We start from the raw sequence: 22,304 nt of genomic DNA on the forward strand, positions 1-22,304 counted from the left end.
TGCAAAAGAAGATTGAAAACCTCCACGCCCGCAGTGCGATCCCCCGGATCATTGGCATGCGCCTGTATGTGTATGGCTTTTCCCGAGGGGCTGCCGAGGCCCGGGCCTTTGCCACCTGGCTGGAAAGACTGACCCAGGTCGAGGTCGAGGGCGAAACCCGTTACTTGTTTGCCGGGATACCGATCTGCATCGCCTTCATGGGCTTGTTCGATACCGTCGCCTCGGTGGGCGCGGCCTATGTAGCGCCCTTTGCAGCCGGGCACATGGCATGGGCCGATGACTCCCTGCGCTTGACGGAGTCGGAGAAGTTTCTTGAACGTTGCGTGCACATGGTCGCGGCCCATGAACAACGGGCCTGTTTCCCGCTGGACTCGATTCGGCGCAAAACCAACCCTGACGAGCCGAACTGCCCTTCCACTTACCGCGCCGGGACGTTCGAGTACCTGTACCCCGGCATGCACTCCGATGTCGGGGGCGGTTATACACCGGGTGAACAGGGCAAGGCGTTGGCCGGACCTCAGGATGTGTTGTCGCAAATACCGTTGCAGCACATGTATGCCGAAGCTTATGCAGCGGGGGCACCATTGCAGGCACCTTCGGTTGCGCTCAGTCCCGAGCAAAAAGAAAAATGGCCTTGGCTAGAAATGTCTTACACGACGGCAAATGCCCTCGCCGTCTCCGACACCCTAACCCACCGCTTCAACACCTGGCTCGACGCCCACAAAACCGGGCCCCTGAAAGAAGCCATGGAAGGTGAAATCGAGCTGATGACAGGCTGGCGAATCAATCGTTATGCCAGCTTCCATTTCAGGAAAACCTCCGCGTACCGGCATATCCAGGGCAAGGACATGACCGATGTGGAGGGGGATGCGTTTGCAGCGCTGCACACTCGACAACTGGCCGAGGGCAAGGCCGCGTATGAAGGGCAGCCGCTGGCACCGTTGGCCGGTAAGGAACTGGAGGAGTACGAGAATAACCTGAGCATCAAAGCGATCTACGAAGGCCGAATTGGCGCGGTTAGACCCATGATGATCAATACCCATAAAGGCTACGAGCCGACCCGCGATCAGCACCAGTTCGAAAGCGCGATGATCGAATTCGCACGGGACTACGACCCCGCTAAATGGTCGCTGACACTGGCCGGTGACGCCCTCAGTAAAGCGGCTATTGCCCATGTATTATTCGGCGGCCTGGTGTACATGACCAACGAGCAGGACGAGGCTGAAGAATATGCCCGCATGCGTACCGCCGGTAACAAAGCCCACTATGCGTTATACGATCCCAAGAAAGGCGAGCCACTGGACGAGCGTGCCCGCACACTCACCGACTTTTTCGATGAGCAGGTCCACGACTCCCGCGCCTGGTTCATGAACGACGCACTGGGTGAGCGCGAAGTGTTCACCGATTACTTCCGCTACCGCTGCATTTTCTTCGACGACGAGACCAACAAACAACTGTCCCTGCTGGCGACTGCTGGCCAAGTGGTGGGTGTGGCCGTCGCCGTTGCCAGCATCGGCTTGAGCATCAAGCGTCATGACCCACGTTATCTGGTGGGTTTGGTTATTCCATCGCTGGGCATTCCGGCGTTTCGCGGCAAGGTGGGCCTGCCAAGTGTCAGCGCCTTCGACACCCTCACCGGCATGGCCCTGCCGATGATCGAAAACCTCGACGCCATCCGCGCCTACAGCAAAGACACTGGCAATGTGTTGAAACTGGCGAAAGCCTTGCCGACACCACCGGCCCTCAGCGAAGAGACCGCGACGACGCCGGAGCTGAAAACAATCCTTAAAGCCAACGAAACCGCCAAGGTTGCGAAGCTGGCCAAAGAGCTGTTCGACAGCCTGCCCGCAGAACAAAAAACCGGTTGGCTGGATCAGATCAAAGGTGTGGCGGGTAGCTGAAACGGATCAACTGTAGGAGGTCGCCCGTCGTCCAGACGCCGCGCTGTCGCGCAGCAAACACAGAACCAGTAGGAGTTGCCGAAGGCTGCGACTGACTGATTTTATTCGGGAAGCGGCCAGTTCGGTGTATCAGCATGACCGCATTGCCTCATCCCCAAGTCAACCCGGTCCCTCAGGGGGTTCGCGCATGCCGGCGTCGCTCTACCCGCACACGAAAAAAAGGCGACCGAAGTCGCCCAAAGTGCCTTGCGTGCTCGTGTACCGAAACGACTCTTTTCTATTTGCGTTTGTGTGAGTCCTTCCAGATGAAGAGTCCCAGGCCTGCAAAAAACAACACCATCAGGCCGACGGTAAACACACCTGCGATAACCACATTATCGAGAAACATGACCGCCACTCCTGACCAACCCTGTTCGATAGAGCAAGGTTAACCGGGGCGTTGGAACAGGAAGTTGACGCAGATCAATAGCGGCCACGACGAGGCGCGGCAGACAGCGATTAGCTGATCTGCGTCAAAAAAAGGAGGGATGACGCCATCATCAAGGCTTTTTAGGTTTGCCTTTGGGCTTTTTCTTGCCTTTGCCCATGGGCAACGCTTGCTCGAAAGCCTGGCGGACTTCATTCAAGCGCTTGTCATTCAGGTCGTGTGTACGCTTGGCGCGCTCGGCGCTCAAGTCTATCAATTTATCGTCTTCGCTCATGGCCTGTACGTCTTGAACACGGGAGTGCTGACAATAATGCTTGGTGATGACGGCCGTGACCAGCGGTGATCAGCGTTGTTGCGAGACAAAATGTTCGCAGAGGGCTGGACGCCCCGGTTTCTGTAGAGATCAAACTTCCACATCGACCCACAGGCCCTGCCGCGGCTCATCGTCAATCAACGGTACAACCGGCACGGTGTTATCAGCATTCACTAAGTGACCGGGTTCTGCCAGATGCTCCTCGGGATCGTCCGGCTCACCGTTGCGGCGTTTTTCTTGCCGACGCCGTTGCTCTTCGCGCAGCAGCAGGGTGCTCTGCTCCGGATCACGGTTGCGCAGGTCAATCGTGCTTTCGTTGGACGGCGGCTGCACGGGGACCACAGGCGGAATGTCCGGCCGTTGTTTGACGGGATCGAGCTGCGAAGTCACGGGGACCGCGCTAAGCGGAAGCATAGGTGGCAGCATTAAATGTGATCTCCTTTGGCAAGCTGTCGGCTGCCGGTTCGTCGACTTGAGCCCCTGGATGGGAAAGTTTCGACTATGTTCTTGCCAGCAAGTGCCTGGAGCGGCCATTTCAAGGCACTTATCCAATGAATACTGCCTGTTTTGACGGTGCCCTTTGGTTTGAGTGCCTTGATCCGTTAATATAGTCGGCTTTTTCACGGCGGGAGTCAGGCAGCATGGCGCAGCAGTATCAACCGGGGCAACGCTGGATTAGTGACAGCGAAGCCGAGCTGGGTTTAGGCACCGTACTGGCACAGGACGGCCGCTTGTTGACCGTGCTCTATCCGGCCACTGGCGATACACGCCAGTACGCGCTGCGTAACGCACCGCTCACTCGCGTACGCTTTTCGCCGGGCGACACCATCACCCACTTTGAAAACTGGAAGATGACCGTCCGCGAAGTCGACGATGTCGACGGCTTGCTGGTCTACCACGGTCTCAACGCGCAAAACGAAGCGGTCACCCTGCCGGAAACCCAGCTGTCGAACTTTATTCAGTTCCGCCTGGCCACCGATCGCCTGTTTGCCGGGCAAATCGACCCGCTGCCGTGGTTCTCCCTGCGCTACCACACGCTGGAACATACCAGCCGCCAGTTGCAGTCCTCGTTGTGGGGCCTGGGCGGCGTTCGCGCGCAACCCATCGCGCACCAGCTGCATATCGCCCGGGAGGTCGCCGACCGCATCGCACCCCGGGTTTTGCTGGCCGATGAAGTAGGCTTGGGCAAAACCATTGAAGCCGGTCTGGTGATCCACCGTCAGTTGCTTTCCGGTCGGGCCAATCGGGTGTTGATTCTGGTGCCGGAAAACCTTCAGCATCAATGGCTGGTGGAGATGCGTCGCCGTTTCAACCTGCAAGTGGCACTGTTCGACGCCGAGCGTTTTATCGAAAGCGATGCCAGCAACCCATTCGAAGACACCCAACTGGCGCTGGTAGCGCTGGAATGGCTGGTCGAAGACGAAAAGGCTCAAGACGCGCTGTTTGCTGCGGGCTGGGATCTGTTGGTGGTGGACGAAGCACACCATTTGGTATGGCACGAAGAGCAAGCCAGCCCGGAATACTCGCTGGTTGAACAACTGGCCGAAGTAATTCCCGGCGTGCTGCTGCTGACCGCGACACCTGAGCAATTGGGCCAGGACAGCCACTTCGCCCGTCTGCGCCTGCTTGACCCAAATCGTTTCCATGACCTGCACGCGTTCCGTGCCGAGAGCGAGAACTATCGCCCGGTGGCCGAAGCCGTTCAGGAGTTGCTGGATAAGGGCCGTCTTTCGCCCCAAGCGCACAAAACCATCCATGGTTTCCTCGGCGATGCTGGCGAAGCCTTGTTAGCTGCGGTTAATGACGGCGATACCGAAGCCAGCGCGCGACTGATTCGGGAGTTGCTGGATCGCCACGGCACCGGCCGCGTGCTGTTCCGTAACACCCGGGCCGCCGTGCAAGGTTTCCCGGAGCGCAAATTACACCCGTATGCCCTGCCCTGCCCGGCTGAATACCTGGAGTTGCCGGTCGGCGAACACGCCGAGTTGTACCCGGAAGTCAGCTTCCAGGCCCAGCCGGACATGACCGAAGAACAACGCTGGTGGCGCTTCGACCCGCGCGTCGATTGGCTCATCGACACGCTTAAAATGCTCAAGCGCGTCAAAGTGCTGGTGATCTGCGCCCATGCCGAAACCGCCATGGACCTGGAGGACGCGCTGCGCGTGCGTTCCGGCATCCCCGCGACGGTGTTTCACGAAGGCATGAACATCCTCGAACGTGACCGCGCCGCAGCTTATTTCGCCGATGAAGAGTTTGGCGCCCAGGTGCTGATCTGTTCGGAAATTGGCAGTGAGGGCCGCAACTTCCAGTTTGCCCACCACTTGGTGCTGTTCGATCTGCCCGCGCACCCGGACTTGCTCGAACAGCGGATCGGTCGTCTGGATCGGATCGGCCAGAAACACATCATTGAGCTGCACGTTCCCTATTTGGAAACCAGCCCGCAGGAACGCCTGTTCCAGTGGTATCACGAGGCGCTGAACGCGTTCCTGAACACCTGCCCAACCGGCAACGCCCTGCAACATCGCTTCGGCCCGCGCCTGCTGCCGTTGTTGGAAAGTGGCGACGACGGCGAGTGGCAAGCGTTGGTGGATGAAGCTCGCGAAGAGCGTGTACGCCTGGAAGGTGAGCTGCACAGCGGTCGCGACCGTTTGCTGGAGCTGAATTCCGGCGGCGCGGGCGAAGGCGAAGCGCTGGTCGAGGCGATTCATGAGCAAGATGATCAGTTTGCACTGCCGATCTACATGGAAACCCTGTTCGATGCGTTCGGTATCGACAGCGAAGATCACTCGGAAAACGCATTGATTCTGCGCCCTAGCGAAAAAATGCTCGACGCCAGCTTCCCCCTGGGCGATGACGAAGGCGTAACCATCACCTACGACCGCAACCAAGCGCTCGCCCGTGAAGACATGCAGTTCATCACCTGGGAACATCCGATGGTCCAGGGTGGCATGGACCTGGTGCTGGCCGGCTCCATGGGCAACACCGCCGTGGCGCTGATCAAGAACAAGGCGCTGAAACCCGGCACCGTGTTGCTTGAACTGCTGTACGTCAGCGAAGTGGTTGCGCCGCGTTCGTTGCAATTGGGCCGCTATCTTCCGCCCGCTGCCTTGCGCTGCCTGTTGGACGCTAACGGTAACGATTTGTCGGGGCGGGTTTCGTTTGTGACCCTGAACGAACAGCTGGAAAGCGTACCGCGTGCCAGCGCCAATAAGTTCATTCAGGCACAACGGGATGTGCTGAACCCGCAGATCAATGCCGGGGAGGCACGGATTGCACCGAAACACGCAGAGCGCGTGGCTGAAGCACAACGTCGTCTGGCAGCTGATACTGAAGAAGAACTGGCGCGTTTGACGGCGTTGCAAGCGGTTAACCCAACCGTACGTGACAGCGAATTGATCGCCTTGCGCAAGCAGCGCGAACAAGGCCTGGCCATGCTAGATAAAGCCGCGTTGCGCCTGGAAGCGATTAGGGTGTTGGTCGCGGGTTAAAAATCTGTAGGAGCCAACTGGTTGGCGAGAGGCTTGACGCAGTTGTCAGGTCAACGCCTCGCCAACCCGTCAGCTCCACAGATGTGTGATTTCTTTCCCGATGTCAGGCTGTAACCGCCGGCATTTTTGGCTCATCCGTCGCCATTCCCGCTTTCATCCGCGCCGCATCCCTCGCGAAACTGCGAGATGCCTGAAGCAGAAATAACAAGGTCAGAAACAACGCTACCGGAATCAGCAACATCGCATCGTGCAGCCCGTCCGCCTTGAACACCTCGGTCATCTGCTCGACACCCGCTGAAGCCATTGCTGCCTTGGAGAAGTGGTCGGACAGTAATCCAACCACCACCGGCCCCAGACCACCCCCCAGCAAATACAGCCCGGCAAAAAACACCGCCATGGCCGTCGCACGCAGGCGCGGCTCTACCACGTCCTGGATCGCGGTGTAGACGCAGGTGTAGAAGTTGTAGGAAAACAACCAACCCACGCTGAAGACGGCTATAAACACGCTAATTTCGATGCGTCCAGCATGCAAGGCGTAGCCGGTGGTCAACGTCGACACGACCAAACTCAGCGCCGCGAATATCAAACGTCCGCTGGCATAACGCTGGTGGACTTTATCGGCAATCCAGCCGCCGACAGTCAAACCCACTAGCCCCGTCACACCGACGATTAATCCCGTCGCCACGGCGGCCTGTTGCAGCGGCAATAAAAAGTAGCGTTGCAGCATCGGCACCATGAACGAATTACAGGCATAGGTGGCGAAGTTGAAACTCAGCCCCGCCAAGACCAGCCAACCAAACGTTGGAATCGCCAACACTCGGCGAATCGGCTTGTGGATCTTCTCCTGGGAAATACGCACACTTTCAGCCGCGCCGCGCTTGGGCTCGCGGATGAAAAACATAAAGATCGCCAGCAATAACCCTGGAACCGCTGCGATAAAGAACGGTGCGCGCCATGAATCGAATGCCTTGACCATCGCCCCGGTGGTGAAAAACGCCAGCAACAGCCCCAATGGCAGACCCAGCATGAAAACGCCCATGGCCCGCGCGCGCCGGTGAGCAGGAAACAGATCGCCGATCAATGAGTTCGCGGCCGGGGCATAACTGGCCTCACCGATACCGATACCCATACGCACCAACAGAAAGCCCCAAAAGCTGCCGACCAAGCCATTGACTGCTGTCAGGCCACTCCAGGTCGCCAGGCCCCAGCCCATTAACTTACGGCGCGAGCCGGTATCGGCCAAGCGGCCCAGGGGCAGCCCTGCAATGGCATAGACGAGTGTGAATGCGGTGCCGATGATCCCGATCTGGAAGTCACTCAGGTGCCACTCCAAACGCAACGGTTCAATGATGATGGCCGGAATGGTGCGGTCGTAGAAGTTGAACAGGTTTGCCAGGAACAACAGGAACAGGATGCGCCAGGCATTCTGCGCTTGGGTCGAGTTCTGCATGGGGTCCGTCTCTTTTATTGTTATTCGGTGTCCTGCGCACCCGAATCAAATCTTGCGTGCAAGCGCCTGATTCAGTCGGGCTTTAATGTGCAATCTAGAACTCGCCAGGAAATCTGTCTGTAAACATTCGTTACGCTGATAACGGGTGATCGACAAGGGTTTACAGGCGTTAACTCCATTTGCTATCAGCGGTAGCCGAACTATCCAGACCGTCCACGAATGACTCACCGTTGCAGCTTGCCAGTCATCGAATGATGACAATCCCTTCCTTGACGTCAAAAATACCGTTCATCCGATTAAAGACCACCAGTTTGCGGCCGACAAAGCGAACGCTTGCACGGAAAACCCCTAGGGTTTGCTAGGGTTAAACCCTATCGCTCAAGCCCACGACGCACTGTAAAGTCGTTATTTCTTACTCCGTGATGGCGCGATAACACTAGTCGAGCAGCCATCCACTCCAGGTATATGGCGAACGATGACTCATAAAAACGATCCGGCCAGCGCGGTCCCAGAAATCCTGTTTACCGCTCCTGGCGCCCCCGTCATCCGCAGCGCTTACAGTCAGCAGCCGATGCCGGCGCACCAGTACCTGTACTTCACCGAGACCGACACCGATCGCATCCTCGACAACCTCGACGGCCTACGTGACATTGTGTTTCCGCCTTCGATTCATATCGACTACCAGGAAGAACTGCGTCGTGACCAACAGTTTCCATCGGTGTGCCTGATTGGCTTGGGTCGCTGTGGCTCGAACATTGCGCTGGACGTTGCCGAACTGGTGTACAACGCGCGCAAGTTCTATTTGAATCAATTCAATAACGAAGACCGCCTGGCTGATGAAAAAGGCTACAGCCCAACCCGCTGGATTCGTAACAATCTGCGCCTGGTGCAGAGCAAATCGTCCAAACCGGTGTTTCTGGTAGAGCCACTGGTGATGCTCGGCGATCTGGACAAAGACATTGCTGGCCGTATCCGCTTCTCTGGCAAGGGCGAGAAAGGCGGTTTCATCAACGACTACAGCAAAATGAAAATCATGGACCTCTCCGAGGTGCATGCCGGTGGTGCCGGTAACGCACCCATTCTCGGTCAGTACCTGGCCAAGATCATCCTGAACAAGGACCCTCAGAATTTCTCCAGTACCGACTGGAAACTGATTCACTCGTACCTGATCGATTCGTGCGGGATAAAGGCCAACCAGTCGCGTTTGTATTTCTACATTTTCAGTGCGGGCGGCGGTACCGGTTCAGGCATGGCGTCGGAGTTCGGTCTGGCACAGCAATACTCGTACATGAACAAGACGTTCGACACCAAACCCATGAGCGAGAACGACGGCAAGCGCGGCCGCTCGTTCGTGTTCGAGCCGATCTTCACCAGCGGCATCTGCATCCTGCCGAACATTTCAGACCACCGCAGCGAGATGTCCGAAGCGCTGCACATCAACGCCGGGCGTCTTCTATGTAAATATCTGGCCGAAGAATGGGATTTCTCTTACAACTTCGAAAACGAAGACAGCAGCGAAGCCAGCGTAATGGGGCGTATTCGGCCCTGGAACGCAATGATGTTGATCTCCAACGACATCATGCGTTACGCCAAGGAAAGCGATGACGGTGGCAACATCGACAACATCGACGTCAACGCCATGGAACGTCACGCCAACCAATACATTTCGCAGCAAATCTTCAACATCTTGACTGCACAAGCGGTTACCACCGATTACGATCAAAACTACTTCCGTCGGGCCGGCATCGACATCGGTGAAACCATTCGGCTGGACGCCAATGACCTGTTTATGAGTCTGGCTGGGCCAGTGGCCATTGCTTATGCCGAATCAGTCGTGCCAGAACAACCGGCGCCGAGTTCGGACAAATTCAAAGTATTCGAAAAAGAGCCACCACGGCTCAATATCGATGACCTGTTTTTCCGCTCCATCGATCTACCGCATTTCAACAAAATGACCCAAGCCATCGAAGGCATCAGCTTGCTGCCGATTGAGTCGAATCGTTATCGCGCGGCGTTGGAGCAGTACAAATCATCCGGTTATGACGCTGCGGCGCTGCACGACCTGCACTTCTTCAAGAACTGCTCGTCAGTGGTCTCGATCGTTTCGCTGCCCAAAGACTACAAGCTGTCCTATATGGACCTGAACCGGCTCAAGACCCACCTGAACAGCCTGTTCCCTAACACCACGCTGAAACGTTATGCGTTGGTCATCGGTGCGTCGGCCAACCTGTCGTTGACCACCCTTATCGCGAAAAGCCCGTGCCTCTCAGATGACTTTCTGACCCTGATCGTGGCCTTCATCAAACGTTGTTTTGCCCGCACCGAATACCGTTTCGACGACACGTTGGACAATGCCATCCTCGACTTCATTGTCAGCGAACATTTCGATGAAGGCCGTATTGACGATCTGCTTAACGAATATGAAAACCCGGCAAAAATCCTCGATACCAACTGGTATGCAATCAAGCCAATGTACGAGAAGAAATACCGGGAACTGATTGACGACAAATCCAAGTTTGTTTCGATCAACGATATTCGTATTTCCCGCGACAGCGTGAAGAAGGCTGTCAAATACCTGCGGGAAATTTACCGTCACCGGATTGGCAAGACCAAGGTCATCTCGCTCAACCAGCACACCGGCAAAACCGCATACTAAGGTGTAGAAACGGTTTGAAAGAGGTGGGATTTTTCGCTACGGCACTTCGCCATCGTCCTCGATGGCGGTTACCGGGCTACCCACCCGCCTGACTTACCGCACCCTTTCAGGGCGACAGATCAGACCTGCGCCCTGTCCTGAATCAGTACCCAGGGCGCTACAACCACGGCCCAAAGCGACGGATCACGCTTCAAAAGATCCAATGCCCTTGATTCATCTACCTTGCTGACCTGTCCAGCTGCAAGCCACGCCGCGACTTTGTCCGCCTGGTTAACGGCCACGGCCTCTGCGACCTCGACCAAATCCAGCGGCGCCTCGACCCACAACAGGGCACCTCTTGCAAAATATGGTTGCAATTCATTCCAGGTGATTGAGGCGGTTTCGCCGAGCAGTTTGGCATAGAGGGTGCTAGGTTCTTGCGTCATGGGTTTCACCAAAGAGAAAATCGGCGCAATCATAGCGCCGCAAATTCTCCAGACAAACCCAGATTTAAGTGATTGATTGCATGGGAGGTTCGGAATCATTTGGGGTACGGACCCACTTGTGCGGCAGGCAAGTGTGAGAAGTCGGTGTGATTCTGTATCTTTCTGTCAATTAAGCGACACACTCGGTTTTGCCCCTAGTAGCCCGCTTTTCAAGGGATAAACCGGCGCTCTACACTGTACCGGTACAGTTACCGGGGAATGACCGAGGTCACAAATTCGGTCCTGCAGCCTCGGCCGCCAGGATTATAAAAATTAAAACACAAGAGTGGAGCATCATGACTAAGGGTATTAAGCAGGTTTCCAAGCTGTTTGCTGCATTGGTTCTGGCCGGGGTTGCCAGCCATTCGTTCGCAGCTGACACCATCAAGATCGGTATTGCCGGCCCTAAAACGGGCGCAGTCGCTCAATACGGCGACATGCAGTTCAGCGGCGCAAAAATGGCGATTGAGCAAATCAACGCTAAAGGCGGCGTCAACGGCAAACAACTCGAAGCCGTTGAATACGACGATGCCTGTGATCCGAAACAAGCGGTAGCGGTCGCCAACAAAGTCGTCAACGATGGCGTGAAGTTCGTTGTCGGTCACCTGTGCTCCAGCTCGACTCAACCGGCTTCAGATATCTATGAAGACGAAGGTATCGTGATGGTGACTCCAGCGGCCACCAGCCCTGAAATCACCGCCCGTGGTTACAAGATGATTTTCCGGACCATCGGTCTGGACAGCGCCCAGGGTCCAAAAGCCGGTAATTACATCGCTGATGTGGTTAAACCCAAAGTGGTTGCTGTCATCCATGACAAGCAGCAATACGGTGAAGGCATCGCTACAGCGGTGAAGAAAACCCTCGAAGGCAAAGGCGTAAAAGTTGCCGTATTCGAAGGCATCAACGCTGGCGACAAAGACTTCTCTTCGCTGATCGCAAAACTGAAACAGGCCAACGTCGACTTCGTTTACTACGGCGGCTACCACCCGGAACTGGGTCTGATCCTGCGTCAGGCTCAAGAAAAAGGCCTGAAAGCCGGCTTCATGGGTCCAGAAGGTGTGGGCAACGCTTCGATCTCGCAGATCGCTCAGGACGCTTCCGAAGGTCTGTTGGTAACACTGCCGAAATCGTTCGACCAGGATCCTTCGAACAAGGCTCTGGTTGCAGCGTTCGCAGCCAAGAAAGAAGACCCAAGCGGCCCGTTCGTGTTCCCGGCTTACGCTGCAGTTGAAGTGATCGCTGATGCCATCACCACCGCTAAAAGCGAAGACACCGCCAAAGTAGCAGCCGCTATCCACGCAGGTACGTTCAAAACGCCAACCGGCGACCTGAGCTACGACGCGAAAGGCGACCTGAAAGACTTCCAGTTTGTGGTCTACACCTGGCACAAAGACGGCACTAAAACCGAAGCTCCGATGAAATAAGCTTCGCGCGTGTGACTCACCCAAAGCCCACTGCATCCACAGTGGGCTTTGTTTTACGAGGTAAACGGGTCGAGACCTGCGCTACAGCAACTCTTCCCCCCTGAAAATCTTGAAACCGTCACCAGTGCCTCACTGAGCTCACGTCAAACGTGGACGAATACCATGACGCGCGAGCGGCTAACGATTTCACCAGTGGACACTCAGTAGGTTTTTAGGAGCGCTTTAATGCCCGAGATAGATTTCTATCACTTTTTCCAACAGCTGATAAATGGTCTGACCGTTGGCAGCACCTATGCCTTGATCGCCATCGGCTACACCATGGTTTACGGCATCATCGGCATGATCAACTTCGCCCATGGCGAGGTGTACATGATCGGCTCATATGTCGCCTTTATCGCCCTGGCCGGTTTGAGCGCCATGGGGCTGGATAGCTTGCCGCTGCTTATCACTGCCGCGTTTGTCGCCAGCATCGTTGTTACCAGTGCTTATGGTTACGCCATCGAGCGCGTTGCTTATCGCCCTTTGCGCGGCAGCAACCGGCTGATTCCGTTGATCTCGGCCATTGGTATGTCGATCTTTCTGCAGAACACGGTGTTGCTCGCTCAAGACTCCAAAGACAAATCGATTCCCAACCTGATTCCCGGAAACTTTGTGTTCGGCACCACCAGCAGTCATGAGGTGGTGATCTCGTACATGCAGATTCTGATTTTCCTCGTGACCCTGATCGCGATGCTCGCGCTAACCTGGTTCATCTCTCGCTCCCGCCTGGGCCGCGCCTGCCGGGCCTGCGCTGAAGACATCAAGATGGCCAACCTGCTTGGCATCAACACCAACAACATCATTGCCCTGACCTTTGTTATCGGTGCCGCACTGGCGGCGGTCGCTGCGGTATTGCTAAGCATGCAGTATGGCGTGATCAACCCCAACGCCGGTTTCCTGGTCGGTATCAAGGCGTTTACCGCTGCGGTACTTGGCGGCATCGGCAGCATTCCTGGCGCCATGCTTGGCGGTTTGGTGCTGGGCGTTGCCGAAGCCTTTGGTGCCGACGTATTCGGTGATCAATACAAGGACGTGGTGGCCTTCGCGCTGCTGGTACTGGTGTTGCTGTTCCGGCCGACCGGCCTGCTTGGCCGCCCGGAGGTTGAAAAAGTATGAGCAAGAATCTCAAGTCGGCGCTGTTCAGCGCCCTATTGGTGTTGGCCGTCGCGTACCCCATTCTCGGTTTGAAACTGGAAATCGTCGGGGTCAACCTGACCGTGATTGGCGCCAGCAATGCGATGTTGATTGCGATCTTCGGCTGCGCCATCGCCATGTTTCTGCGGGTGCTGTTTCAAGACCAGATCAACACGGTTTGGCAGGCAACGCCGAACATGCCGCGCGTTTCTCCCCAGACCACCCGTTTCCTGACCCTGCCTTCCACCCAGCGCTGGATCGTGCTCGGTATCGTCATTATCGCCCTGGTGTGGCCGTTCTTCGGTTCGCGCGGCGCGGTGGACATCGCCACCCTGATCCTGATCTACGTCATGCTCGGCCTCGGACTGAACATCGTGGTCGGCCTGGCCGGGCTGCTTGACCTGGGTTACGTCGGTTTCTACGCCGTTGGCGCTTACAGCTACGCCATGCTTTCGCATTACTACGGGCTGGGCTTCTGGATATGCCTGCCGATCGCTGGCCTGATGTCGGCGTTGTTCGGCTTTCTGCTGGGCTTCCCGGTATTACGTTTGCGCGGGGATTACCTGGCAATCGTGACCTTGGGTTTCGGTGAAATCATCCGTCTGCTGTTGCGCAACATGACCGACCTCACGGGCGGCCCTAACGGTATCAGCAACATTCCAAAACCTAGCCTGTTCGGCCTGACCTTCGAACGCACGGCGACTGAGGGGATGCAAACCTTCCACGAGTACTTCGGCATCGCCTACAACTCGATAAACAAGGTGATTTTCCTGTACCTCGTCGCGCTGCTGCTGGCGTTGTTGGCGCTGTTCGTTATCAACCGTTTGCTGCGCATGCCTATCGGCCGTGCGTGGGAAGCACTGCGTGAAGACGAAATTGCCTGCCGCGCGTTGGGTTTGAATCCGACGATTATCAAACTCTCGGCCTTCACTCTAGGTGCCGCGTTTGCCGGTTTTGCCGGAAGCTTCTTCGCTGCCCGCCAAGGACTGGTGACGCCCGAGTCGTTCACCTTTATCGAGTCGGCAATCATCCTCGCTATCGTCGTACTGGGCGGCATGGGCTCGCAACTGGGGGTGATCCTCGCCGCCGTGGTGCTAATCCTGATGCCTGAGCTGATGCGTGAATTCAGCGAGTACCGCATGTTGATGTTCGGCGCCTTGATGGTGCTGATGATGATCTGGCGTCCACAAGGTCTGCTGCCCATGCAACGTCCCGAAATGAAACTGAAAGCGGAGCCGCATTCATGAGCCGTCCGCTTCTGCAAGTCAGCGGCCTGAGCATGCGCTTTGGTGGCTTGTTGGCGGTCAACGGCGTGGGCCTGACCGTCAACGAAAAACAGGTGGTGTCGATGATCGGGCCGAACGGCGCCGGTAAAACCACCGTCTTCAACTGCCTGACCGGGTTTTACAAACCTACGGCGGGCACTATCCTGCTGGACGGCGAAGCGATTCAGGGCCTTGCGGGCCACCAGATCGCCCGTAAAGGCGTAGTGCGCACCTTCCAGAACGTACGCTTGTTCAAGGAAATGACCGCGGTGGAGAATCTGTTGGTGGCCCAGCACCGCCACCTCAACACTAACTTTCTGTCAGGCCTGTTCAAGACTCCGGCGTTTCGCAAAAGCGAGCGCGAGGCGATGGATTACGCCGAGCATTGGCTGGAGCAGATCAATCTCAAGGAATTTGCCAACCGCCAGGCTGGCACCCTGGCCTACGGTCAGCAACGCCGCCTGGAAATAGCTCGCTGCATGATGACCCGTCCGCGCATCTTGATGCTCGACGAGCCGGCAGCCGGCCTTAACCCCCGGGAAACCGAAGACCTCAAGGCGTTGATTGGCGTGTTGCGCAACGAACACAACGCCACGGTGCTGCTGATCGAGCACGACATGAAACTGGTCATGAGCATTTCCGACCACATCGTCGTGATCAACCAGGGCACGCCACTGGCCGACGGTACGCCGGCGCAAATCCGCGACAATCCTGAAGTGATCAAAGCCTACCTGGGGGAAGCGTAAATGCTGCAATTCGAAAACGTTTCCACCTTCTACGGCAAGATCCAGGCGCTGCACTCGGTCAACGTCGATATTCGCCAAGGCGAAATCGTCACCCTGATCGGTGCCAACGGGGCGGGCAAATCCACCTTGCTGATGACCCTGTGCGGTTCGCCGCGCGCCCACAGTGGCAGCATTCGCTACATGGGCGAGGAGTTGGTCGGACTGGACTCCTCGCAGATCATGCGCAAAAGCATTGCGGTGGTGCCGGAAGGCCGTCGCGTGTTTGCCCGCTTGACCGTGGAAGAGAATTTGGCCATGGGCGGGTTCTTCACCGAAAAGGGCGACTATCAAGAGCAGATGGACAAGGTCTTGCAGCTGTTCCCTCGGCTCAAGGAGCGTTTCAATCAGCGCGGCGGCACCATGTCGGGCGGCGAGCAGCAAATGCTCGCCATTGGCCGCGCATTGATGAGCAAACCCAAACTACTGCTGTTGGACGAGCCGTCGCTGGGCTTGGCACCAATCATCATTCAGCAGATTTTCGAGATCGTCGAACAACTGCGCCGCGACGGTGTGACGGTGTTCCTGGTGGAACAAAACGCCAACCAGGCCCTGAAAATCGCTGACCGTGCGTACGTACTGGAAAACGGTCGGGTGGTGATGCAAGGCACCGGCGAAGAACTGCTGGTTGACCCGAAAGTGCGGGATGCTTATTTGGGTGGTTGATGTGTTTGTAGCGTGACAAGAAACGGCCTGCGGGCCGTTTTTTTTGTGGTTTTGTTGTGGTGAAGCTTTTTGTAGGACGCTTCTTCGCAATCACAGGAAGCGTCCTACATCTCACGTTGGCTCCCACCGATATCCCTTAAAAGCCCAGTCCGGCAGAGTCGCCGCATCTTTTCGATGTGGAGATCCTGCCCATGCATCAGGCCAATATTCCGACCTTCACGCTGAGCATCCAAAGCGTTGAAGATCGTCGCTCACCCCTCGGTCAGCAGCTTCAAACATCGATTTCGAACGGCCGGGAGTCCTGACATGGCGCTACCCGAACTAAGCACGGTGCCCTGCTGCGAAATCAACAAGCTGATCGTGCAGGTCGTCGGCAAAAGCCACCCGGACGCCCAGCGGTTGGCTTTTTATGAACACGACAGTTTGAAACGACTGGATGCCCTGACTGATTCGGACCGTCCCGAAAGCCTGACCAGTGACTCTTTGGTTAATAGCGCCTTACACGTGTGGAGTTGGTCCAACACCGTCAAGCACCGTCTGTGGATAGAGATCGCCAGCGTCGAAGGCCCACCGATCCGCGTACCGCTGCCCCCCGTCTCGATTACTACTCGAGAGTTCGATGGTCAGTGGAATCAGATCGTCCCAATCGTGCCGTTTGTTGCACTCCCCGGCGTCAACAGCAGCCACGATAAAGGCACGCCGGTGCTGTGCCGTAGCGGGTTTATCTATGTATTTCTTGATGGACGGGTTTGGCGGGAGTTGGAAGTGCGGGTTGATGACGAGCGGACCACTTATCACGACGTGGACTTCAACCAATACCGCATGGGCGACGTAATCGAGCCGCACCCGCGACTGGCTACCGGGCAAGCGCTGGAAGACATCTGGCTGCCGTCCAACTGGAACAACGGACAAATTTCGCCGCAGTTGTGTTTTAGCGAAGTGCAACTCAATGCCCCGCGCTTGCATCGTCTGGAACAGGATTCCGAGTTACGCGCGCAGCGCTGCCAAAGCCCGGATCTGCGCAGTTCTCTAAACAAATTTAAGCAAGTATTCAAGAACAAACCCGACGGCACGGCCATGCTGGAAGCGTTCAGCGATTTCGACGTCCATGCGCCCGCCAGACAATCCGAAGCGGGCTTAGCGCAGGTGGCATGGCTCAATCTTAAAAAGCATGCCTTTCCGGTGAGCATCGTGGCCCCACAGAGAGCACGACAGCCGGGCTTCGAGTGGATGCTGGACCAGCCGGCACGCTATCTGTGTGACTTGAGCGGCCAGTTTCCGGTGCTAGCGTTGAGCAAGGCGCATCAACACTTCACCACCTGCGAACGCGGGGACGCAGTGTACAAACCAACATGGGTTGAAACGGGTGCGTGGGCCCACTGGTTAGAGCTGGCGTGTACCGTCGCCAGTCCGCTGGCCCATGAACTATGGGCAGAGCAACCGGCCCTGCCAGATGCCCTGCACTCTGCCCGCAAACGTGAACTGTACGGCGTGCTGTTAGAGGACCCGTATTACCGCCAGCGTCACTTGCGTACCCGCCTGGATGACCAGCGACATCTTTTGCAACTGTGCGCCGCCCGCGCCAGCCGCTACGCCCATCACGCCAGCGCCTTGCTAGTGCAGCAATTGGTCGTTCCACGGGAGATCAGCGGCGGCCCGAACCCGATGCATCGAAAGCTTGATGTTCTTAAGCTGCAAGGCCGGCTCGACCTCAACCGCTTCACCGCCAGCAGCGAGCGCCTGCAACTCTGGAACGCGCTGGACATGACCCAGTCGCTGCTCGCCGACTGGCTGAAAGCCCCCACGTCTCAACACACGCTGGCTGACCACCTCGCTCTGGACGGCTTCGAATATGCCGCCGCACTGCATGCGGTCAGTCAGCTATTTACCAGCCTGGCGATCTTGCCAGCACAAATGGACCCGCTGGCGGTCAACGGTGAAATTGGTGATGCAGTGGCCGGGGTCAGTTCGTACCACCCTAAATGCAGCGTCGGACAACGATTGATCAGTGAGATTGCCAATGGCGAACAACACATGCTGCATCTCATGCTGTGGCCGGATCTGGCAGTGCATGACCTCGATACGCCATATATACAGCCGCCAGTAGTCGAAGCCAATCTCGGAGACGGTAGCTTTCGCGGCGCTGAGCTGGCACAGACGGGTGAAAAGCCAATCCCCCATGAAGCCCGACTGATCTCTCTTGATGCGCAGTTACTCTCCGCTTTATTAACCAGTGGAAGCCTCAATACTGGCCTGACCACCCTGCTCAAAGGCGTCGCAAACAGCTTGGTCAACGTGTTTGAAAACCTGCATGGCGCCGTGGAGGCCGCGGAACGTGCAATACAGGCGGCGAACAATATTCAAATCCCCATGGCTGAGCGCAAAACCAGCGTTTTGAACCAGGCCCTGCAACGCAGAGCACTGGCGCAAATGCGCGCTACGGTCCCGTCGGCCTTCGGCGACGCGGTTTTGGTCTCCCATGCAGATGCGCTGACCAAGGACTACTACGTCTTTGGCCTCAGCGACTTGCCGACAAAATCCACGCAGGTTCATAACCTTCAAGGCGAACACCGCGGCGCATCGGGCCATAGCATAGGACCGTCGCCAACGTATCAAGCCCAGCTTGAAATATCGGCTGACAGCAAAGTCGTCGCAATGCCCCGTGGGCATCGGACGGCACAAACCATCTCACTTGCAAACAAACAGATCAATGCCGCGTGGCAGCAGGATTTGGCTGAGCAGAATGCGGCGACGAAGGTTAAGACCAGTGCGTTGGAAAATGCTGTTGGGGCAAGTGAATCGCTGAAGAAAGGACACGTGTATCGAGCGTTAAATTCGGTGCCGTTTGCGGGGGCGGTGGTGATGTTGGAGATGTGGAATGTGAGGAATGAAATAGCGGGAAGGCTTGCCACTGAAAGAGAAAAAGGCCCAATGAGGGCAATGGGAGGGTTGGCTGGAGCGGGAGTCGACTTAGTACTCGCTCTGGAATTTTTGACCATGAAAGTTGCAGGTAGCCAATCCGTTTGGGCCGCAGGTCGAAAGCCCATCTTTGTCATATCCGAAGCGTTTGCCAAGCGTGCGCTGGGCTCCATGAGCGAATACTTCGTGAAAGAACTCTCAGCTCGTGCAGTTGCCCAAATCGCCGCTGGCTTGATCTTCGCTGCTATTAATCTTTCAGATGCATGGGACGCGTATCAAGTAGGCGATAACGTCATGTGGGGATATCTGCTCATGGCGGCCAGCGGCATCGTGGGGGCGTTTGGCACACTCATGGTCAGCGGTGGTGCGACCTTTTTGGGACTCACCCCGGTGGGCTGGGCCGTATTGATATCGCTGGGTGCGGGCATAGCCGCCACCGTTTGGCTGAGCAAAAAACCTATCGAAGACTGGCTGTCCTTGGGGCCGTTTGCTGACCCCGACAACGCCGTTGCGCATCTGCAAGACCCTAAGCAGGCACTGTACCGTTTAGTTGGGCTGCTCGCCGACATCCGTATCGCGATCACTGCTAATCCTGAATACGAATTCAATGCCAGGATGGACACTTGGGAAACGACGCCGTTTGATGTGCGCCAATCAGAGACGCTTATACGCATTGAGAGCAATGTTCCCGGTTTAATGAACGATCTGGGCGTGAGCGGTATTCATGTCAAAGTGGTCCAGGAAAAAAACTGGGCGCTCTATGACATCTGGAGCGGCGTTAACTCCGAACTGAAGGAGCTGAAGCCAGTACTGGCTCCGAACGCCTATCGAAAGAAAGCCAATACAATGGAGATGTTTTTCAAAGCCTGCACCAGACCGGAGGTTGAGCGAGCCCGTCATCTCGGGGTCCAGGCCTTTCGTTACCGATACCTGGTCCGCGCTCAAGTAACGATGAACGAGGGGGACACTCAGTGGATATTCCCTGCGCCGCCACCAAAAGACCCAATAACCTTTGGACCGGCCTATGCCAATGCTAATTTCCAAGCCCTCGATCAATTATTCTGGGCTGACGAAACCACTCATAAAGCGCCTGTCCGCCCATGAGTACCGAGCAAGGCTCTTATTACGCCGCCACGGCATATCGCTCTGATCGAATCCCCAAACAGCAGCCGTCGGCAGAGCGACCCTGGACCCGTGGATTCGCCAAGATGCGTCTTCCTTGGGGTAAGACCCAAGAGGTTGCACCGGAAGATATCCTGACCAGGAGAAAGCCCAGCTCCTTAAGATTTCAAGAGGAAATGAATCAGGAGCGCGAAGCGAAGAAGGCTCTTGGCACTTACGTTCCCGCGCCATATGAACATGTTGATTTCCATAATCGTCATGATCATGAGCGTTTCAGATTTTCGCTGTGGTCCAAACGTTCACACTTCTGGATATATATGCACATGTTTGGAAAGTGGTTTTTTATATTCGGAGCATTGATTAACCTCTTTGCTTACGTAGTCATGGGTTTTGCATTGGGTTTGCCTTGGACCGACTTGGCAAAGGATATATTCTCTACTACATCTTGGTGGTTTGTAGGCACCCCTTTGCTTGCCTGGGCAATCGGCGCCTTCGTACTCCGCTACCTCCCAAGCCTCTGGGTCAAACCCTCCCGTGGCCCGATCTGGGAACTTAACCGCCGCACCGGCCTGGTCACGGTGTTCGATTACAAGAATAATGGCGAATACAAAAAAAACGGCACCATCGGCGAACTCACCGCACCGTTTTATGAGTTTGACGCCTACATTTCAACCACCCCAGACCGTCAGGGTTTGCCGGTCAACGTGTTGTACCTCGCTCACCGGTACCGCGATATTGTCATCAACTTCCGCCCGATCATGCCGCCCGGCGAAGGCGAGTTGTTGTGCGCGCTGTGGGACTTTATTCAAAACTACATGGACACCAGCCGCCCACTCCCGGACCTGCCGCGCTACGAAGAGTTTCGTCATCTGGACCCGGTCACTGCCGCGTTCGACCGCAAGGTCAACCGCAACCCACGGCTGTGGATCGACATGAACGACCAAGACTACAAACATTGCCTGCGCGTGTTACGAACCCGCATCGCCGAGATTGACACGTTCAAGCGTCCGAACTTGATGGCGCGGTATGTGGAGTATGTGAATTGAGTGTTCATGATTTGAAAGCCTGGGCTGCTCGCGCTGACACTTTCGTTGGCAAGCCCACTTCCACACCACGGAAACCGGCGCCAGTTCATCCTGTAGCCAGCCTCGCCTGCAAAGCGGCCGTTGAACTCATCACTCAGTTTAGACCCGCCTATGCCAAGGCCAATGTCCAAGCCCTCGACCAATTACTTCGGGCTGTCCAAATCACCCATAAAGCGACTATCGACTCATGAGTACCGAGCAAGCCTCTTATTACGCCGCCACGGCATATCGCTCTGATCGAATCCCCAAACAGCAGCCGTCGGCAGAGCGACCCTGGACCCGTGGTTTCGCCAAGATGCGTCTTCCTTGGGGTAAGACCCAAGAGGTTGCACCGGAAGATATCCTGACTAGGAGAAAGCCCAGCTCCTTGAGATTTCAGGAGGAAATGAATCAGGAGCGTGAAGAGAAGAAGGCTCTTGGCACCTACGTTCCCGCGCCATATGAGCATGTAGATTTTCATGATCGTCATGACCATGAACGCTTCAGGTTTTCGCTGTGGTCCAAGCGTTCGCACTTCTGGATATATATGCACACATTTGGAAAGTGGATATTTATTATCCTTACTCCAATTTATTTACTTTCCGCCATGGTAATGGCATCGAAGCCGTATTACCCCTACTTCGAAACGCTCTTGGGGGTAATAAAAGAGACAGCTTGGGCATTTCTGCTACCACCGCTTATAGCCTGGGCAATCGGCGCCTTCGTACTCCGCTACCTCCCAAGCCTCTGGGTCAAACCCTCCCGTGGTCCGATCTGGGAACTCAATCGTCGCACCGGTCTGGTCACGGTGTTCGATTACAAGAACAACGGCGAATACAAAAAAAACGGCACCATCGGCGAACTCACCGCACCGTTTTATGAGTTTGATGCGTACATTTCAACCACCCCAGACCGTCAGGGTTTGCCGGTCAACGTGTTGTACCTCGCTCACCGGTACCGCGATATTGTCATTAATTTCCGCCCGATCATGCCGCCCGGCGAAGGCGAGTTGTTGTGCGCGCTGTGGGACTTTATTCAAAACTACATGGACACCAGCCGCCCACTCCCGGACTTGCCGCGCTACGAAGAGTTTCGTCATCTGGACCCGGTCACTGCCGCGTTCGACCGCAAGGTCAACCGCAACCCACGGCTGTGGATCGACATGAACGACCAAGACTACAAACATTGCC

Annotated in this window: 16 protein-coding genes; 11 read left to right on the plus strand and 5 right to left on the minus strand. The window is 56.3% G+C overall.

Features of this window, described 5'->3' with window-relative positions:
• A partial coding sequence (locus JWR17_RS06525; protein ID WP_299829498.1) for a DUF2235 domain-containing protein occupies positions 1 to 1,901 on the plus strand: 1,901 nt, incomplete at its 5' end.
• Between the two features lie 277 nt (positions 1,902 to 2,178).
• Here JWR17_RS06525 and ccoM read toward each other — a convergent pair.
• From ccoM to JWR17_RS06540, 3 genes are all read right to left on the minus strand, one after another.
• Positions 2,179 to 2,289, minus strand: coding sequence for a cytochrome c oxidase subunit CcoM (gene ccoM, locus JWR17_RS06530; RefSeq protein WP_299829499.1), 111 nt, complete (start codon positions 2,287 to 2,289; stop codon positions 2,179 to 2,181).
• Positions 2,290 to 2,440: 151 nt separating this feature from the next.
• Positions 2,441 to 2,602, minus strand: a complete 162-nt coding sequence (locus JWR17_RS06535; RefSeq protein WP_297831736.1) for a hypothetical protein — start codon at positions 2,600 to 2,602, stop codon at positions 2,441 to 2,443.
• Between the two features lie 129 nt (positions 2,603 to 2,731).
• Positions 2,732 to 3,067: an aspartate-semialdehyde dehydrogenase gene (locus JWR17_RS06540; protein ID WP_299829501.1), complete on the minus strand. Its 336-nt coding sequence runs from the start codon at positions 3,065 to 3,067 to the stop codon at positions 2,732 to 2,734.
• 215 nt (positions 3,068 to 3,282) lie between these two features.
• On the opposite strand from JWR17_RS06540, the gene rapA reads away from it, so the two are divergent.
• Entirely contained in the window at positions 3,283 to 6,129 is a 2,847-nt protein-coding gene (gene rapA, locus JWR17_RS06545) for an RNA polymerase-associated protein RapA (RefSeq protein ID WP_299829504.1), read from the plus strand.
• 103 nt (positions 6,130 to 6,232) lie between these two features.
• Here the strand turns inward: rapA and JWR17_RS06550 are convergent, their stop codons facing one another.
• Positions 6,233 to 7,579: an MFS transporter gene (locus JWR17_RS06550; protein WP_299829506.1), complete on the minus strand. Its 1,347-nt coding sequence runs from the start codon at positions 7,577 to 7,579 to the stop codon at positions 6,233 to 6,235.
• Positions 7,580 to 8,054: 475 nt separating this feature from the next.
• Between JWR17_RS06550 and JWR17_RS06555 the strand changes: the two genes are divergently transcribed.
• Positions 8,055 to 10,235, plus strand: a complete 2,181-nt coding sequence (locus tag JWR17_RS06555; RefSeq protein WP_299829508.1) for a hypothetical protein — start codon at positions 8,055 to 8,057, stop codon at positions 10,233 to 10,235.
• Between the two features lie 119 nt (positions 10,236 to 10,354).
• On the opposite strand, the gene JWR17_RS06560 is transcribed toward JWR17_RS06555, so the two are convergent.
• Entirely contained in the window at positions 10,355 to 10,660 is a 306-nt protein-coding gene (locus JWR17_RS06560) for a DUF2288 domain-containing protein (RefSeq protein WP_366944133.1), read from the minus strand.
• Between the two features lie 335 nt (positions 10,661 to 10,995).
• Here JWR17_RS06560 and JWR17_RS06565 point away from each other — a divergent pair, with 335 nt between their 5' ends.
• From JWR17_RS06565 to JWR17_RS06600, 8 genes are all read left to right on the plus strand, one after another.
• Positions 10,996 to 12,123, plus strand: a complete 1,128-nt coding sequence (locus JWR17_RS06565; protein ID WP_299829511.1) for a branched-chain amino acid ABC transporter substrate-binding protein — start codon at positions 10,996 to 10,998, stop codon at positions 12,121 to 12,123.
• A 225-nt stretch (positions 12,124 to 12,348) separates the two neighbouring features.
• Positions 12,349 to 13,278, plus strand: coding sequence for a high-affinity branched-chain amino acid ABC transporter permease LivH (livH, locus tag JWR17_RS06570; RefSeq protein ID WP_299829513.1), 930 nt, complete (start codon positions 12,349 to 12,351; stop codon positions 13,276 to 13,278).
• Positions 13,275 to 14,543 (plus strand): high-affinity branched-chain amino acid ABC transporter permease LivM, encoded by a 1,269-nt coding sequence (locus JWR17_RS06575; RefSeq protein WP_299829515.1) that lies wholly within the window; start codon positions 13,275 to 13,277, stop codon positions 14,541 to 14,543. Before livH ends, JWR17_RS06575 begins: the two co-directional genes overlap by 4 nt.
• The gene (gene livG / locus JWR17_RS06580; RefSeq protein ID WP_299829517.1) at positions 14,540 to 15,307 is read left to right on the plus strand and encodes a high-affinity branched-chain amino acid ABC transporter ATP-binding protein LivG; all 768 of its coding nucleotides are present in this window, start codon (positions 14,540 to 14,542) and stop codon (positions 15,305 to 15,307) included. The genes JWR17_RS06575 and livG overlap by 4 nt, the downstream gene beginning before the upstream one ends.
• Complete coding sequence (locus JWR17_RS06585; RefSeq protein ID WP_299829519.1) at positions 15,308 to 16,009, plus strand: ABC transporter ATP-binding protein; 702 nt, start codon at positions 15,308 to 15,310, stop codon at positions 16,007 to 16,009. It abuts the gene before it with no gap.
• Positions 16,010 to 16,315: 306 nt separating this feature from the next.
• Entirely contained in the window at positions 16,316 to 20,032 is a 3,717-nt protein-coding gene (locus JWR17_RS06590; RefSeq protein WP_299829521.1) for a hypothetical protein, read from the plus strand.
• Complete coding sequence (locus JWR17_RS06595; RefSeq protein ID WP_299829522.1) at positions 20,029 to 21,096, plus strand: hypothetical protein; 1,068 nt, start codon at positions 20,029 to 20,031, stop codon at positions 21,094 to 21,096. The genes JWR17_RS06590 and JWR17_RS06595 overlap by 4 nt, the downstream gene beginning before the upstream one ends.
• A 226-nt stretch (positions 21,097 to 21,322) precedes the next feature.
• A partial coding sequence (locus tag JWR17_RS06600) for a hypothetical protein (RefSeq protein WP_299829524.1) occupies positions 21,323 to 22,304 on the plus strand: 982 nt, incomplete at its 3' end.

The sequence above is a fragment of the Pseudomonas sp. genome (assembly GCF_028293835.1).
Classification (GTDB): domain Bacteria; phylum Pseudomonadota; class Gammaproteobacteria; order Pseudomonadales; family Pseudomonadaceae; genus Aquipseudomonas.

Coding starts and splice junctions, on each gene's coding strand:
- ccoM (WP_299829499.1), bottom strand. CDS start 2,289: ATGTTTCTCGATAATGTGGTTATCGCAGGTGTGTTTACCGTCGGCCTG.
- JWR17_RS06535 (WP_297831736.1), bottom strand. CDS start 2,602: ATGAGCGAAGACGATAAATTGATAGACTTGAGCGCCGAGCGCGCCAAG.
- JWR17_RS06540 (WP_299829501.1), bottom strand. CDS start 3,067: ATGCTGCCACCTATGCTTCCGCTTAGCGCGGTCCCCGTGACTTCGCAG.
- rapA (WP_299829504.1), top strand. CDS start 3,283: ATGGCGCAGCAGTATCAACCGGGGCAACGCTGGATTAGTGACAGCGAA.
- JWR17_RS06550 (WP_299829506.1), bottom strand. CDS start 7,579: ATGCAGAACTCGACCCAAGCGCAGAATGCCTGGCGCATCCTGTTCCTG.
- JWR17_RS06555 (WP_299829508.1), top strand. CDS start 8,055: ATGACTCATAAAAACGATCCGGCCAGCGCGGTCCCAGAAATCCTGTTT.
- JWR17_RS06560 (WP_366944133.1), bottom strand. CDS start 10,660: ATGACGCAAGAACCTAGCACCCTCTATGCCAAACTGCTCGGCGAAACC.
- JWR17_RS06565 (WP_299829511.1), top strand. CDS start 10,996: ATGACTAAGGGTATTAAGCAGGTTTCCAAGCTGTTTGCTGCATTGGTT.
- livH (WP_299829513.1), top strand. CDS start 12,349: ATGCCCGAGATAGATTTCTATCACTTTTTCCAACAGCTGATAAATGGT.
- JWR17_RS06575 (WP_299829515.1), top strand. CDS start 13,275: ATGAGCAAGAATCTCAAGTCGGCGCTGTTCAGCGCCCTATTGGTGTTG.
- livG (WP_299829517.1), top strand. CDS start 14,540: ATGAGCCGTCCGCTTCTGCAAGTCAGCGGCCTGAGCATGCGCTTTGGT.
- JWR17_RS06585 (WP_299829519.1), top strand. CDS start 15,308: ATGCTGCAATTCGAAAACGTTTCCACCTTCTACGGCAAGATCCAGGCG.
- JWR17_RS06590 (WP_299829521.1), top strand. CDS start 16,316: ATGGCGCTACCCGAACTAAGCACGGTGCCCTGCTGCGAAATCAACAAG.
- JWR17_RS06595 (WP_299829522.1), top strand. CDS start 20,029: ATGAGTACCGAGCAAGGCTCTTATTACGCCGCCACGGCATATCGCTCT.